The 15,441-nt window shown below is 57.0% G+C and carries 13 protein-coding genes and 1 tRNA gene; 11 read left to right on the top strand and 3 right to left on the bottom strand.

Going from position 1 to position 15,441, the window contains the following annotated elements:
• The first annotated feature begins 8 nt into the window (after window positions 1-8).
• From clpP to Q1M54_RS07530, 4 genes are all read left to right on the top strand, one after another.
• Window positions 9-617, top strand: a complete 609-nt coding sequence (gene clpP, locus Q1M54_RS07515; protein ID WP_300555840.1) for an ATP-dependent Clp endopeptidase proteolytic subunit ClpP — start codon at window positions 9-11, stop codon at window positions 615-617.
• 108 nt (window positions 618-725) lie between these two features.
• On the top strand, window positions 726-1,991 hold the full coding sequence (gene clpX, locus Q1M54_RS07520; protein WP_300555842.1) for an ATP-dependent Clp protease ATP-binding subunit ClpX: 1,266 nt from the start codon (window positions 726-728) through the stop codon (window positions 1,989-1,991).
• A 100-nt stretch (window positions 1,992-2,091) separates the two neighbouring features.
• Entirely contained in the window at window positions 2,092-4,515 is a 2,424-nt protein-coding gene (gene lon, locus Q1M54_RS07525; RefSeq protein ID WP_300555844.1) for an endopeptidase La, read from the top strand.
• 99 nt (window positions 4,516-4,614) lie between these two features.
• Window positions 4,615-4,690, top strand: a tRNA-Gly gene (locus Q1M54_RS07530).
• 86 nt (window positions 4,691-4,776) lie between these two features.
• Here the strand turns inward: Q1M54_RS07530 and Q1M54_RS07535 are convergent.
• Window positions 4,777-5,751 carry an NADPH:quinone oxidoreductase family protein gene (locus Q1M54_RS07535; RefSeq protein WP_300555846.1) on the bottom strand — a complete coding sequence of 325 codons (975 nt, stop codon included), beginning with the start codon at window positions 5,749-5,751 and terminating at the stop codon, window positions 4,777-4,779.
• Window positions 5,752-5,917: 166 nt separating this feature from the next.
• Between Q1M54_RS07535 and surE the strand changes: the two genes are divergently transcribed.
• From surE to rlmD, 4 genes are all read left to right on the top strand, one after another.
• Window positions 5,918-6,688: a 5'/3'-nucleotidase SurE gene (surE, locus tag Q1M54_RS07540; protein WP_300555848.1), complete on the top strand. Its 771-nt coding sequence runs from the start codon at window positions 5,918-5,920 to the stop codon at window positions 6,686-6,688.
• Entirely contained in the window at window positions 6,685-7,479 is a 795-nt protein-coding gene (locus Q1M54_RS07545; RefSeq protein WP_300555850.1) for a protein-L-isoaspartate(D-aspartate) O-methyltransferase, read from the top strand. Before surE ends, Q1M54_RS07545 begins: the two co-directional genes overlap by 4 nt.
• Window positions 7,480-7,493: 14 nt before the next feature.
• Window positions 7,494-8,345 carry a peptidoglycan DD-metalloendopeptidase family protein gene (locus tag Q1M54_RS07550; protein WP_300555852.1) on the top strand — a complete coding sequence of 284 codons (852 nt, stop codon included), beginning with the start codon at window positions 7,494-7,496 and terminating at the stop codon, window positions 8,343-8,345.
• 106 nt (window positions 8,346-8,451) lie between these two features.
• Window positions 8,452-9,888, top strand: coding sequence for a 23S rRNA (uracil(1939)-C(5))-methyltransferase RlmD (gene rlmD / locus Q1M54_RS07555; RefSeq protein WP_300555854.1), 1,437 nt, complete (start codon window positions 8,452-8,454; stop codon window positions 9,886-9,888).
• Window positions 9,889-9,985: 97 nt separating this feature from the next.
• On the opposite strand, the gene Q1M54_RS07560 is transcribed toward rlmD, so the two are convergent.
• Window positions 9,986-10,678, bottom strand: a complete 693-nt coding sequence (locus Q1M54_RS07560; protein WP_295503496.1) for a Bax inhibitor-1/YccA family protein — start codon at window positions 10,676-10,678, stop codon at window positions 9,986-9,988.
• Window positions 10,679-10,868: 190 nt separating this feature from the next.
• On the opposite strand from Q1M54_RS07560, the gene Q1M54_RS07565 reads away from it, so the two are divergent.
• Window positions 10,869-11,276 carry a heme-binding protein gene (locus tag Q1M54_RS07565; protein WP_300555857.1) on the top strand — a complete coding sequence of 136 codons (408 nt, stop codon included), beginning with the start codon at window positions 10,869-10,871 and terminating at the stop codon, window positions 11,274-11,276.
• Between the two features lie 70 nt (window positions 11,277-11,346).
• Here Q1M54_RS07565 and ilvD read toward each other — a convergent pair whose 3' ends face one another.
• Complete coding sequence (gene ilvD, locus Q1M54_RS07570; protein WP_300555859.1) at window positions 11,347-13,047, bottom strand: dihydroxy-acid dehydratase; 1,701 nt, start codon at window positions 13,045-13,047, stop codon at window positions 11,347-11,349.
• A 125-nt stretch (window positions 13,048-13,172) separates the two neighbouring features.
• Here ilvD and lgt point away from each other — a divergent pair, with 125 nt between their 5' ends.
• Complete coding sequence (gene lgt / locus Q1M54_RS07575) at window positions 13,173-13,979, top strand: prolipoprotein diacylglyceryl transferase (protein ID WP_300555861.1); 807 nt, start codon at window positions 13,173-13,175, stop codon at window positions 13,977-13,979.
• A 72-nt stretch (window positions 13,980-14,051) separates the two neighbouring features.
• A complete protein-coding gene (locus Q1M54_RS07580) occupies window positions 14,052-15,431 on the top strand; it encodes a twin-arginine translocation pathway signal (RefSeq protein WP_300555863.1) in 1,380 nt (459 codons plus the stop codon).
• The last annotated feature ends 10 nt before the right edge of the window (window positions 15,432-15,441 follow it).

The raw sequence follows: 15,441 nt of genomic DNA on the forward strand, positions 1-15,441 counted from the left end.
GAGAAATGATGAGCGCAATGGACATCACAAGCTTGGGCATGGTCCCCATGGTCATCGAGCAATCGGGTCGTGGCGAACGCGCCTATGACATTTATTCGCGTTTGCTCAAGGAGCGCGTGATCTTTTTGGTGGGCGAGGTCAATGACCACATGGCCAACCTGATCGTTGCTCAGTTGTTGTTTTTGGAGAGTGAGAACCCTGAAAAGGACATCTCGCTTTACATCAACTCGCCAGGCGGCTCGGTGAGTGCAGGCATGGCGATTTACGACACCATGAATTTCATCAAGCCCGATGTGTCCACTTTGTGCAACGGCATGGCGGCCAGCATGGGCGCGTTTTTGTTGTCTTCGGGTGCCAAAGGCAAGCGTTTTTCGTTGCCCAACTCCAAGATCATGATTCACCAGCCCTTGGGCGGTGCGCGTGGTCAGGCGACTGAGATCGAAATTGCGGCCCGTGAGATTGTCAAGACCCGTGCCCATTTGAACCGCATCCTGGCCGAGAACACAGGACAGCCCTTGTCCAAGATCGAACTCGATACCGAGCGCGACTATTACTTGTCAGCAACCGAGTCCAAAGACTACGGGTTGATTGACGAAGTGATCTCCAAACGCGCTTGAGTTTGGCCGGGCCAACCGGTAACCATGGCGACGGCGTTTACCCGGAAAGGGTGAGCGCCGTTTTTCTTTCGTTATCATTGACGGATTCCGGATTCCGAGGCGAGATTTATGGCCGATAAAAAAGGCGCCAGCACTGAAAAAAACCTGTTCTGCTCTTTTTGCGGCAAAAGCCAGCACGAAGTCAAAAAGCTGATCGCAGGGCCGTCGGTTTTCATCTGTGACGAGTGCATCGATTTGTGCAACGACATCGTGCGCGATGAACTGGCTACCACCACGGTGGCCGCAGGGGCCAAAGAAGGCTTGCCCACACCTCTGGACATCAAGACCAATCTCGACAACTACGTGATTGGTCAAGAAAAAGCCAAGCGCAGCTTGGCAGTGGCGGTTTACAACCATTACAAACGCCTCAAGCACAAAGATGGTGCCAAAAAAGACGAGGTGGAGCTGGCCAAAAGCAACATTTTGCTGATCGGGCCCACGGGCTCAGGCAAAACCTTGCTGGCGCAAACGATGGCCCGCATGCTGGACGTTCCTTTCGTCATGGCCGACGCGACCACCCTGACCGAAGCCGGTTATGTGGGCGAGGATGTTGAAAACATCGTGGCCAAGCTGCTTCAAACTTGCAATTACGACGTCGAGCGTGCACAGCGCGGCATCGTGTACATCGACGAGATCGACAAGATCACCCGTAAATCTGACAACCCCTCCATTACCCGTGATGTGTCGGGTGAGGGCGTGCAGCAAGCATTGCTCAAGCTGGTCGAAGGCACCATGGCCAGCGTGCCTCCGCAGGGCGGCCGCAAGCACCCCAACCAAGACTTCCTGCAGATCGACACCACCAACATCTTGTTCATCTGTGGTGGTGCGTTCGCGGGCCTCGAAAAAGTCATCGAAAACCGCACCGAGTCGGGTGGCATCGGCTTCGGCGCGACCGTCAAGAGCAAGAAGCAACGCTCGCTGACCGACGTGTTCAACGAAGTCGAGCCTGAAGACCTGATCAAGTTTGGCTTGATTCCTGAGTTGGTGGGCCGTTTGCCGGTGGTGGCTACTTTGGCCGAACTGAGCGAAGAAGCTTTGGTGCAAATCCTGACCGAACCGAAAAACGCGGTGGTCAAGCAATTCACCAAACTCTTGGCCATGGAGGGTGTCGAACTTGAAGTGCGGCCCAATGCGCTGACGGCCATGGCCCGAAAGGCGCTGGCCCGCAAAACGGGAGCCCGTGGCCTGCGCTCTATCATGGAGCAGGCTTTGATCGACACCATGTTCGAGTTGCCTAACCAAGCGAATGTTGAAAAAGTGGTGGTGGACGAGTCGGTCATCGACGACAACAAGCCGCCATTGCTGGTTTACCGCGAGTCGGCCAAACAGGCCTGACCCACATGAGAAGCACCCTGATTCACTCCCTTACCAGTTTGTGGGTTGAAATCTGGGGTGCAGCATCCATGTGTAGCTGAATTGACCTGAGGGACACACCATGTCTGGACACACGCCTTTGCCGCCCACTTTGATCGAACTGCCCATGTTGCCTTTGCGCGATGTGGTGGTGTTCCCTCACATGGTGATTCCTTTGTTTGTGGGCCGTCCCAAGAGCATCAAGGCCCTTGAAACGGCCATGGCAGCTGAACGCCGCATCATGCTTGTGGCGCAAAAAACAGCGGCCAAAGACGAGCCTGGGGTGGACGATATGTTCGATGTGGGTTGTGTCTCCACGATCCTGCAGATGCTGAAGTTGCCTGATGGCACGGTCAAAGTGTTGGTTGAAGGCCAGCAACGCGCGCTCGTCAAGTCCATCACAGACGGAGAGGTCCATTTCGTGGCCTCTGTCACACCGGTCGACCCCCTTTCTGAGCAGTCAGACGCCAGCAGCGAAATCGAAGCACTGCGCCGTGCCGTGATGCAGCAATTTGACCAGTACGTCAAGCTGAACAAAAAAATCCCACCAGAGATCCTGACTTCGATCTCCAGCATCGATGACCCAGGCCGTTTGGCCGACACCATTGCCGCGCATCTGCCGCTCAAGCTTGAAAACAAGCAACAGGTCCTGGACTTGGCCAACATCAAGTCGCGCCTCGAAAACCTTTTTGCCCAGTTGGAGCACGAAGTTGATATCTTGAATGTCGACAAGCGCATTCGCGGCCGCGTCAAGCGTCAAATGGAAAAGAACCAGCGCGACTTCTACCTGAACGAGCAGGTCAAGGCCATCCAGAAAGAGCTGGGCGATGGCGAAGAGGGCGCAGACATCGAGGAAATCGAAAAGAAGATCAAGTCAGCCAAGATGTCGGCCGAGGCCCGCAAAAAGGCCGAGGGTGAGTTGAAAAAACTCAAGCTCATGTCGCCGATGTCGGCCGAAGCCTCGGTGGTGCGCAATTACCTCGACGTGCTCATTGGTTTGCCATGGGGCAAAAAGACCAAGCTCAAGCACGATTTGGCCAACGCCGAAGATGTCCTCAACCAGGACCACTTTGGTTTGGACAAAGTCAAAGATCGAATTCTGGAATACCTCGCAGTGCAGCAGCGCGTGGACAAGGTCAAGGCCCCCATTCTTTGCTTGGTTGGGCCACCTGGTGTGGGCAAGACTTCGCTGGGTCAGTCGATCGCCAAGGCTACCGGACGCAAATACGTGCGCATGGCCTTGGGCGGTATGCGTGACGAAGCCGAGATTCGTGGTCACCGTCGCACCTACATCGGTGCCTTGCCCGGCAAGGTGCTGCAAAACCTGAACAAGGTTGGTACCAAGAACCCATTGTTCTTGCTCGACGAGATTGACAAGCTGGGTACTGACTTCCGGGGTGACCCGTCCAGCGCTTTGCTGGAGGTACTGGACCCCGAGCAAAACCACACATTTGGCGACCATTATGTTGAGGTCGACTTTGACCTGAGCGATGTGATGTTCGTAGCCACCTCCAATTCGATGAATATTCCTTCGGCCCTGTTGGACCGGATGGAAGTGATCCGCTTGTCTGGGTACACCGAAGACGAGAAAACCAGCATCGCCATGAAGTATTTGCTGCCCAAGCAAATGACCAATAACGGCGTGAAAGACACCGAGTTGCAGGTGACCGAAGCCGCTGTGCGTGATGTGGTGCGCTACTACACCCGCGAGGCTGGTGTGCGATCCCTTGAGCGCGAGCTGGGCAAAATCTGCCGCAAGGTGGTCAAGGCTTTGTTGCTCAAACAAATGACGCCTCAGGTGGTGGTGAATGAGGACAACCTGAACGACTTTTTGGGCGTGCGCAAGTACACCTACGGCCGCGCTGAGCAAAAAAATCAAGTTGGCCAAGTAGTTGGTTTGGCTTGGACCGAAGTGGGCGGCGATTTGCTGACCATCGAAGCGGCCCTGATGCCGGGTAAAGGCGTGATCACCCGCACCGGTTCGTTGGGCGATGTCATGAAAGAGTCGGTCGAGGCCGCCCGCACTGTTGTCCGTAGCCGCTCGCGTCTTTTGGGCATCAGAGACGAAGTCTTTGAAAAGAAAGACCTGCACATTCACGTGCCTGACGGTGCTACGCCCAAAGATGGCCCAAGCGCTGGTGCTGCCATGACCACGGCCATGGTGTCGGCCATGACGGGGATTCCTGTTCGGGCCGATGTGGCCATGACGGGTGAAATCACCTTGCGCGGTGAAGTCACCGCCATTGGTGGCCTGAAAGAAAAGCTGTTGGCTGCTTTGCGCGGTGGCATCAAGACCGTGTTGATTCCCGAGGACAACGTGAAAGACCTGCAGGACATTCCTGAGAATGTCAAAAATGGTTTGGAGATCGTGCCCGTTAAATGGATCGACCAAGTTTTGGAGGTGGCTTTGGAAGCCAAACCCGTGCCTTTGAGCGACGAAGAAGTCGCCGCTGCGGCTTTGACGGCTGTACCGGCCACAGCCAAAGCCGAGGCGGTCAAGCATTGATGCAAAATTTTCAGGTCGACCTCAAAGTCGGCTTGAAATTGCATTACAATTTGGCCATTGCAGCGTACAAGGCATACAATGCCAAGTTGTCTGAAATGCGCGGGAATAGCTCAGTTGGTAGAGCGCAACCTTGCCAAGGTTGAGGTCGCGAGTTCGAGCCTCGTTTCCCGCTCCAAACAAAGAAAGACTCACCAAGTCTTTCAAACCAAAAAGGAAGCTTCTGCTTCCTTTTTTGTTTTCAAATTGGGTCAGGCCCGCCCATCAATTGACCATGACCAATTTGCCCTTCACGCTGCGTGAGCCCATCAAGGCGTAAGCCGCTTTGAGTTCGCTCATCGGCAAAGTGCGATCGAGCACGGGTTTGATTTTGCCTTGGCCGTACCACTGCGCCAGTTCGCCCATCATGGCCGCGTTGGCTTGGGGTTCTCGTTTGGCAAAGTCACCCCAAAAAACACCCACCAATGAGGCGCCTTTGAGCAAGGGCAGATTCAGGGGAAGAGAGGGAATAGGCCCACCTGCAAAGCCCACCACCAGATAACGGCCACGCCATGCGATGGAGCGGAAAGCTGGTTCAGCCAAGTCGCCTCCAACCGGGTCGTAGACCACGTTTGGCCCTTTGCCATCGGTCAGGCTTTTCAACGCCTCACGCAGGTTTTCACGGGTGTAGTTGATCGTGGCGTCGGCCCCCAATGTCATGCACAAAGCGCATTTTTCATCGGTGGAGGCCGCTGCAATGACTTTGGCGCCCATCGCCTTGGCGACCTGAATCGCGGCGGTACCGACGCCTCCGGCTGCGCCCAGCACGAGCACCGTTTCTCCGGCCTTGAGGGCGGCACGGTCCACCAAGGCGTGATGCGAGGTGGCGTACGTCATGATGAAAGCCGCGCCATCAGTTGCTGGAAAACCAGCAGGCAAGGGCATGCACAACTTTGCAGGAGCGAGGGTATGGGTGCCAAAGCCGCCCGTGCCCGACAGACAGGCCACGCTTTGGCCCACTTTCAGGTGGGTCACGCCTTCGCCTGTAGCCTGAACGGTGCCCGCATATTCCGAGCCTGGCACAAAGGGCAACTCGGGCTTCATCTGGTATTTGTTTTGGACGATGAGGAGGTCGGGGAAATTCAGGCTGGCGGCTTCGATTTTGACAAGCACTTGACCAGGACCTGGTGTCGGTGTGGGCAGCTCTTTCCAGTTCAGGGCATCAACGCCTGTTGGGTTTTCGCAAAGCCAAGCGTGCATGTTTTTTCTCCAAATCTTTTCAATGAAATCAAACTTCTATCTTAGTCATCATGGATATCCGTTTCATGTCTCGCCAGCGACCACTTGATGTGTTTGGTTGTCGCTGCGTGTTGTGTCCCATAAAACAGTCATCGACCTACAATGGACGATTGATCAAAAACCAGCCATGAAAATACTGATTTCCAACGACGATGGCTTTCGGGCCGAAGGCATCGTGGCCCTGCATGCCGCGCTCAAGGACATCGCCGAGGTCGAGGTGGTGGCCCCAGAGCACAACAACAGTGCCAAATCGAATGCATTGACGCTGCACACACCGCTGTATGTCAACCGCGCAGACAACGGTTTTCGATACGTCAACGGCACGCCCGCTGATTGTGTGCACATTGCTTTGACGGGTTTGTTGGGCTATCGCCCGGATTTGGTGATCTCCGGCATCAACAATGGCGCCAACATGGGAGATGACACCCTGTACTCGGGCACGGTTGGCGCGGCCATGGAGGGGTTTCTGTTTGGCATACCGGCCATTGCCGTTTCCCAAATTGACAAGGGTTGGGCCCATTTGGATGGGGCGGCCAGCACGGTCAAGCGAATGGTCCAGCAAATGATTCAGCAAGACCTGATCGGCATGCGGCCTTGGTTGTTGAATGTGAACATTCCCAATCTGCCGGAGTCGCAGATCAAATCGCCCAAGGTTTGCCGTTTGGGCCGCCGCCATGCTGCTGAGCCGGTCATCACCCAAGTTGACCCCAGGGGTCAGACCATGTACTGGATTGGTGCTGCGGGTGCCGCCATGGATGACAGCGTTGGCACAGACTTCCATGCGGCTGATCAAGGGCATGTCGTGGTGACACCTCTGAAAGTGGATCTGACCGAGCACGACCACCTGCAAGCCTGGACTCAAACTTGCAGTCGCCTTTGGCAGCAGGACGGCGAATGAAGCCAAGGCCCAGTTTTCCTGCCAATTTGAATGGCTCGGGCGTGAAGCCCAAGCCCAGCTTGAGCATCCCCGTATCGAAAACGCTGGCAAACGGAACATCCAAGAGCATCTCTGCCCATCGCCCACCACCTGTATCAATGGGCTTGGGCTTGGATTCGGGTGCTGTCAGGGCTCAGATGGTGGCCAAATTGGCGGCGCAAGGGGTCCAAGATGCGCTGATTTTGCACGCCATGGGCCGGGTGGAGCGACACCTTTTTGTTGAATCGGCATTGGCCGGTCAGGCTTACGAGGACACCAGTTTACCGATAGGATTTGAACAAACCATCTCCAAACCCAATGTCGTGGCCCGGATGATCGAGTTGCTGCGTCAAGGCGCTCAAGGCAAGTTGGGTCGGATCTTGGAGATTGGCACGGGCTGTGGTTACCAAGCAGCCGTGCTCAGCCATGTGGCGAGCGAGGTTTACAGCATTGAACGTTTGCGCGGCTTGCACGAAAAAGCCAAAAAGAATCTGCTTCCATTCCGTTTGCCGAATGTGCATCTGATACTGGGAGACGGCATGCTGGGCTTTCCTAAGGGGGCGCCTTACGCTGGCATCATTTCAGCGGCGGGTGGAGACAACGTCCCTCAGGCTTGGTTGGATCAGTTGGCCACAGGAGGACGCTTGGTCGCACCGACAGTGACGCCCTCCGGCCATCAAGCGCTGGTGGTGATTCACAAAACGAGCCAGGGGTTCGACCGTCAGGTTTTAGAGGCGGTTCACTTTGTCCCCCTAAAATCAGGCATTGCTTGAAGGATTGAACCCGGATGATTTTTAGTCATGTTTCCCGTCTTTGGCTTGCAGGGCTCGCCCTGGTACTTTTGGCGGGCTGCAACACGCCGCCCAGAGTGCCTGCCCCTGTGGAAAGCCGAAGTGTCTCAGGCCGCCCTGCATCCCCTGCGCCTTCACCTATGTCTTCAACTGCGCCTGATGTTCCTGCAGCGAGCACTTCAGCAAAACCGATGCCTGGTGCAGAAAATGCTGGTAAGCCTGGTTTTTACACCGTGCAACGCGGCGATACCCTGACACGGATTGCGCTGGACAACGGTCAGTCTTGGCGTGATTTGGCCTTGTGGAACAGTTTGTCCAATGTGAACTTGATTGAGGTGGGTCAAGTCTTGCGGGTAGCCCCACCCAACGCCATCACCGAGCCCAGCGGCGTCGTCGTCCAGCCCATGGGTCCTGCGACTCAAGCTGCGCCTAAACCTTTGCCCCAAGCTCAAACGCCGCCCACGCAAGCTGCCCCGGATAAAGGTTTTGCTTTTTCTTGGCCAGCCAATGGTCAAGTCATTGGCAACTTTGACGAGGTGAAAAACAAAGGCTTGGACATCGCAGGCCAAGCGGGCGATCCGATCTTGGCGGCTGCCGATGGTCAAGTGGTTTATGCCGGTGCGGGATTGCGCGGTTATGGCAACCTGATCATCTTGAAGCACAACAACACCTTCTTGACCGCTTACGCCCATAACCAGGCGCTGCTTGTCAAAGAAGACCAGCAGGTTCGCAAGGGGCAAAAGATCGCCGAGATGGGCAAAACCGATGCAGACCGCGTGAAGCTGCATTTTGAAATTCGGCGTCAAGGAAAGCCTGTCGATCCCACCAAGTTTTTGCCAGCTCGCTGACCTTGTCTGTGACACCGGGCCTGGTGCCCGAAGTCAGCGTAAAAATCCATTGAGCAGCGCCATAGCCCTTTGATTTTTCTGTCGCTCATCCTGAGACAATCGGGGGATGAGTGAATTAGACATTTCCCTATCCCAAGCCCACGCCGACGACACCAGCCACTCCAGTGAAGACCTGCCCGCAGGGTTTTTGCGTGTGGGGTCGTTGGACATGGATGCCCAAGGCATTGCCCGTCGGCCTGATGGCAAGGTGGTTTTCATCGAAGGCGCTTTGCCCTTTGAAATTGTTTCGGTCAACGTGCACCGCAAGAAAAACAACTGGGAGCAAGGCACCGTCACCGAGATCCACCACGAATCGTCGCAGCGTGTTCGCCCTGGGTGCCCTAATTTTGGTTTGCACCAAGGCGCTTGTGGCGGTTGCAAGATGCAGCACTTGGAGGCCTCAGCCCAAGTGGCGGTCAAACAGCGTGTGCTCGAGGACAACCTCTGGCACTTGGGCAAGGTCAAGGCCGAAACCCTGTTGCGCCCGATCGAGGGACCGACTTGGGGCTATCGTTACCGTGCCCGACTGTCTGTGCGCTATGTGATCAAAAAGGGCGAGGTGTTGATTGGCTTTCACGAGCGCAAGAGCCGCTACATCGCCGACATGAAGGCGTGTCCCGTGTTGCCGCCGCATGTCAGCACCATGCTCATGCCCTTGCGTGCGCTGATAGCTCAAATGGATGCGCGCGAGACACTGCCGCAGATCGAGTTGGCCTGCGGTGACGATGTCACGGCATTGGTCTTGCGCCACCTGGAGCCCTTGAGCGATGGCGACAAAGCCTTGCTGCGCGCTTTTGCCGCCGAGCACCAGGTGCAGTGGTGGTTGCAGCCCAAAGGGCCTGACACGGTGCATTTGCTGGACGAGGGTGGGGCGCAACTGAATTACGGCTTGCCCGACTTTGGCATCACCATGCCGTTTCGGCCTACTGACTTCACCCAGGTCAACCCCTTCATCAACCGCGTGCTGGTGGCGCGTGCGCTGCGCTTGCTGCAAGCCAAAAAGACCGAACGCGTGATCGACTGGTTTTGCGGTTTGGGCAACTTCACGCTGCCCATTGCCACCCAAGCGGCGCAGGTGTTGGGTATTGAGGGTGCCGAAACCCTGGTGGCCCGCTCGCGTGAGAACCACATGGCCAACCAGGCCATGCGCCCAGCCGGTCAGGCTTTGGCCCCCATAGAGTTTGTGGCGCGCAATTTATTTGACATGACGCCCGCCACGCTGGTGGCCGATGGCACGGCCGACAAATGGTTGGTGGACCCTCCTCGTGAGGGCGCTTTTGCTCTGGCCAAGGCGCTGGCAGAGTTGAACGAAAACAAGGAGTTGCGACAGGGCTGGACGCCGCCCCAGCGCATTGTGTATGTGAGCTGCAACCCTGCCACATTGGCGCGCGATGCGGGTTTACTGGTGCACCGCGCCGGTTACCGCTGCGTGAGCGCTGGCGTGGTCAATATGTTCGCTCACACCGCGCATGTCGAGAGCATGGCGGTCTTTGAATTGGCATGATCTGAACGCGCTTCTTGCTTTGGAGCCTCTTTGGACAAGGGGGGCCACAAAAAAAGGCTCCCAAGGGAGCCTTTGTTTTGAGGTGAGGGGTGGGAGTTCAGTCGCGCTCGCCGCCCATGATGCCGAGCAGAGCCAACAAGCTTTGGAAGATGTTGAAAACGCTGAGGTAAAGGGCCAAGGTGGCGCTGATGTAGTTGGTCTCGCCGCCATCCAGGATGCGCTTGAGGTCATACAACAAGAATGCGCTGAAGATGCCGATGGCCAGTGTGGACAAGACCAACATGCCTGCGGTAGAGCCCACAAAAACGTTGATGATGCCGCCCACCATCAGGACCATGGCCCCGACAAACAGCCATTTGCCCATGCCAGACAGATCGCGCTTGATGACGCTGGCCAGGCTGGCCATCACAAAAAACACGCCAGCAGTGCCTGCAAAAGCGGTCATGACGAGGTCAGAGCCGTTCTTGAAGCCAAGCACCATGGCGATCATGCGCGAGAGCATCAGGCCCATGAAGAAGGTGAAGGCCAGCAGCACGGGCACGCCAGCGGCCGAGTTTTTGGTTTTCTCGATGGCGAACATGAATCCGAATGCGCCGCCCAAGAACACCACCAGACCCATAAAGCCTGTCAGGGACTGGGTGATGCCTGTGCTGACGCCGACCCAAGCGCCCAGCACGGTGGGCAGCATGCTCAAGGCCAGCAGCCAATAGGTGTTGCGCAGAACGCGGTTGCGTGCCGCCAGGTCAACATGGCCCCAGCCAGCAGAATTGAGGGTGCGAAGGTCGCTCATGGTGTATCTCCTAGATAAGCCTTTAAAAAAGGTATTTCCATTGTAGAGGGCAGATTCTTCCTTGGACCTTGTTTGGCTGATTTCCCATAGTTGATGGGGTTATCCAGTTGAATCAGTTTTGCTTTGAGGTGCTCAATCTGCTGATCTGACGCGTGTATGCTCTCTTTTTTCTTTTTTGAATGATTCCGCCATGAAGACCCAATCCTCGCTAGAACTGTCCGATGTCAAAGCCATCGCCGCTGCAGCCGAAGCAGAAGCCCTCAAAAACAACTGGGCGGTGAGCATCGCCATTGTGGACGCGGGTGGCCATTTGCTCCATTTCACCCGTTTGGATGGCGCCCCCCCTGTGTCTGCCCATATTGCCCCGTCCAAAGCCAACACGGCCGCTTTGGGTCGCCGTGAAAGCAAGGTTTACGAAGATGTCATCAATGGCGGGCGCACCTCCTTTTTGTCAGCGCCCACCATCCACGGCATGCTGGAAGGCGGCGTCCCGATCATGAAAGATGGCTTTTGTCTCGGTGCAGTGGGTGTGAGCGGCGTCAAGTCCACCGAAGACGCCCAGATCGCCAAGGCAGGTATTGCTGCGATCGGCTTGTGACCCGCTAAGGTTTTTTCGGTCACAAAAAAGCCACCTTGCGGTGGCTTTTTTCATGGATGGGGGTGATGGATCAAAACATGTCCAAAACGGCGCCCTTGCTGGCACTGGAGGCGTTGAAAGCAAATTTGGCTTGAACGCCGCGGGTGTAACGCGGGGCTGGAGCCTTCCAGCCTTCACGGCGTTTGGCCAATTCGGCTTCGGGCACGTTCAGCTCCAACAGCAGCTTGTGCGCGTCGATGGTGATGCTGTCGCCCTCATGGACAAAGGCGATGTTGCCGCCCGCTGCCGCTTCCGGCGCCACATGACCCACCACCATGCCCCAGGTGCCACCCGAGAAGCGGCCGTCTGTGATCAGTCCCACTGTCTCGCCCAAGCCAGCGCCGATCAAGGCACCTGTTGGGGCCAGCATTTCGGGCATGCCAGGGCCGCCTTTGGGGCCCAGGTAACGCAACACCATGACGTCGCCCGCCACAATCTTGCCGGCCAAAATGGCTTCCAGGGCTGATTGCTCATCGTCAAACACGCGGGCAGGACCCGTGATGACCGGGTTTTTCAGGCCCGTGATCTTGGCCACAGCGCCTTCAGGCGACAAGTTGCCCTTCAAGATGGCCAAGTGGCCTTGCTTGTACATGGCATTTTCGATGGAGTGGATGACGGTGTCATTGGGCGGCGCGTCAGGAACATCCTTCAAAACCTCGGCAATGGTTTGACCGGTGATGGTGATGCAGTCGCCGTGCAACAAGCCGGCGTTGAGCAAAATCTTCATGACTTGAGGGATGCCGCCTGCCACGTGCAGGTCGACCGCCAACGCCTTGCCACTGGGCTTGAGGTCACACAAAACGGGTGTGCGCTGACGGATGCGTTCAAAGTCGTCGATGCTCCATTCCACGCCCGCACAGTGGGCAATGGCCAAGAAGTGCAGCACCGCGTTGGTGGAGCCGCCAGTGGCCATGATCACGGCCACCGCGTTCTCGATGGATTTGCGTGTGACGATGTCTTTGGGCTTGATGCCTTTTTGGATGGCTTGGACCAAGACTTTGGCCGACTCTTTGGCGGAGTGAACTTTTTCTTCATGCACGTTGGCCATGGTCGACGAGTAGGGCAAAGAAATGCCCAAAGCTTCAAAGGCGGATGACATGGTGTTGGCCGTGTACATGCCGCCGCAAGAACCCGTGCCGGGGATCGCGCGCTTTTCGATTTCTTTCAAGTCGAAATCGCTCATCTTGCCTGCAGCGTTTTCTCCCACCGCTTCAAACACGCTGACGATGTTCAGGTCTTTGCCTTGGTAGCGACCCGGCAGGATGGTGCCGCCATAAACGTAAATGGCGGGCACATTGGCGCGCAGCATGCCCATCAGGCCGCCGGGCATGTTTTTGTCGCAACCACCAACGACCAAAACACCGTCCATCCACTGGCCCTGAACGCAAGTTTCGACGCAGTCAGCGATGACTTCGCGGGAAACGAGGGAGTACTTCATGCCCTCGGTGCCCATGGCCATGCCGTCGGAAATGGTGGGCGTGCCAAAGATTTGGGCATTGCCGCCCGCTTCTTCGATGCCTTCGACGGCGGCATCGGCCAGTTTTTGCAAGCCGCTGTTACAAGGTGTGATGGTGCTGTGACCGTTGGCCACGCCCACCATAGGCTTGACGAAATCGCCTTCTTCGTAACCCATGGCGTAGTACATCGAGCGGTTGGGCGCGCGTGATTTGCCTGCGGTGATGTTGGCGCTGCGCTCGTTGATGGGCTTGATCGGAATGATTTTGTCGGTCATGGTGGCGTCTCTTCAGCTTAGAAAAAAATTTGTCACATTCTAGCGGTCAGTCCAAAACCGAAGCGGCTTGACCACAGCATTTGTCCCGGGTCCTTCAGGGCATCTTGCCGGTGCACAATCCGGGCATGCTGATCCACCCACAAATTGATCCCGTCGCCCTGCAACTGGGGCCCTTGGCCATCCATTGGTATGGGTTGACCTATTTGGCCGCATTTGGTCTTTTTTACTGGCTGGGCACCCGGCGCCTGGGGCATCTGCCTTTCTCCAATCTGCCGCAATGGCAAAAAAGAGATGTGGAAGACATCTTGTTTTTAGGCGTGTTGGGCGTTGTCCTGGGCGGTCGCGTTGGCTATTGCCTGTTTTACAAACCGGCGTATTACTTGTCTAACCCACTGGAAATCATGGCGATTTGGCAGGGAGGCATGAGTTTTCATGGCGGTTTGCTGGGGGTCATGCTGGCCATGGTCTGGTTTGCCCGAACGCGTCAGCGGCCTTTTTTGCAGGTCATGGACTTTGTGGCGCCCTGTGTGCCCACGGGGCTGGCCGCTGGGCGAATTGGCAACTTCATGAATGGTGAACTTTGGGGCCGTGTGGCCGATCCGTCCTTGCCTTGGGGCATGGTGTTCCGTGGGGCGGGTGAATTGCCGCGCCACCCTTCGCAGCTCTACCAAATTGCGCTGGAAGGCTTGTTGCTGTTTGTGTTGTTGTGGTGGTTTGCCCGGAAAGACCGCCCCATGGGCCAGGTTTCGGGTGCGTTTTTGCTCGGATACGGCTTTTTTCGCTTTGTGGCCGAGTTTTTCAGAGAGCCTGATGCGCACTTGGGCTTGCTCTCCTTGGGCATGAGCATGGGTCAGTGGCTGTGCTTGCCCATGATCGCCTTGGGTGCTTTTTTGTGGTTGGGGTTCGGCCGGGCCCAAAACAAGGCCCGCTGACGCGCAGGAGTCAGGCTTTCGGCCTCTACCGCAGGAGGATGTGTGCTTTGCCATGCACACGATTGGAATGCCATGAACCTTCAGCGTCGCTCATTCGGACTTCTTTCGGCAGCATTGCTGCTGAGCGCGTGCGCATTGCCGGAGCCCAGACCCTTGGCAGAGCGAACACCCATCGTGTTTGTGCATGGCAACGGTGATTCCGCTGCCTTGTGGCAATCCACCATTTGGCGTTTCGAGTCCAACGGCTGGCCCACCGACCGCTTGCACCCTCTCGACATGCCTTACCCACTGGCTCGCGATGCTGACAACAAAGCGCAAGCCGGACGATCGTCCACGCAAGAACACATGGCCTTTTTGCAGGTCGAGGTGCAGGCCGTCTTGCGCCGAACCGGGGCAAGCCAAGTGATTTTGGTGGGCAACTCGCGTGGCGGCAATGCGATTCGCAACTTCATTTGCAACGGTGGCGGTGCCGCTGTGGTCAGTCACGCTGTGTTGGGTGGTACCCCCAACCATGGGGTGCAGGCTATTCCCGGCCTGAATGAGGCCAACGAATTTTCAGGCACGGGTCCGTTCCTCAAGCAACTCAATGCCCCCAAAAATACCCAAGGCGATGAGGTCTGTGGCCCTACCCGCTGGATGACCATCCGCTCGGACAACAACGACAAATTTGCGCAACCCGATGGCCTGTGGTTGGGCATGAAGGGCAGACCCACGATGGTGGGCTTCGATGGTCCCGAACTCAAAGGGGCCACCAACGTGGTCATTCCCAAAATTGACCACCGGGAAACGTCTTACTCTCAAGCCGCCTTTGAAGCCACACACCGTTTCATCACCGGTCAAGCACCCAGCTCGCGTGTGGTTCGGCAGAACGAGGTGGTGCTGAACGGCAAATTGGTGGGCCTGGGTTTGGACCCGATGGATTCGGGCAGCGGTAATTTCGTCAACAACCTGCCTTTGCGCGGTGCTCGCATGGAAATTTTCGCCACCGATCCGGCCACGGGCCAGCGCCGGGGGGCTGCGGCACATGTTCAAACCACCGGGGCTGATGGCAAGTGGGGGCCTTTTCGGGGGCGAGGCGACACAGCGTATGAGTTCGTGATCCAGGCGGCAGGTTACGCCACCACGCACATTTACCGCAGCCCATTGCCCAGATCAAGCCAGTGGCTGAACATGCGGCCAGAGCGTGCAAGTGACGCCGACCGGGCAGCGCAGGCGGTGCTCAGCTTCACGCGGCCCCGGGGGTATTTCGATCCGGGGCGCGACGCCATGAACCTGGATGGGCAAAGCAGCTTGCCCGGCGTGCCGCCCGGAGCAGGGGTGGCATCGAGCCGCTTGCGCTTGAATGACAGCACGCAGCGCAGCGTGGGCGCAAGCTTCAACGGCGAAAAAATCGTGGGTTTGACCTGGCCCATGGCCCAAGGGCACACGACGGTGCTCGAACTGACCGATTGAGCGCCGGGTG

Origin of the sequence: Limnohabitans sp. Rim8 (assembly GCF_943326455.1) — a bacterium.
Classification (GTDB): domain Bacteria; phylum Pseudomonadota; class Gammaproteobacteria; order Burkholderiales; family Burkholderiaceae_C; genus Limnohabitans_A.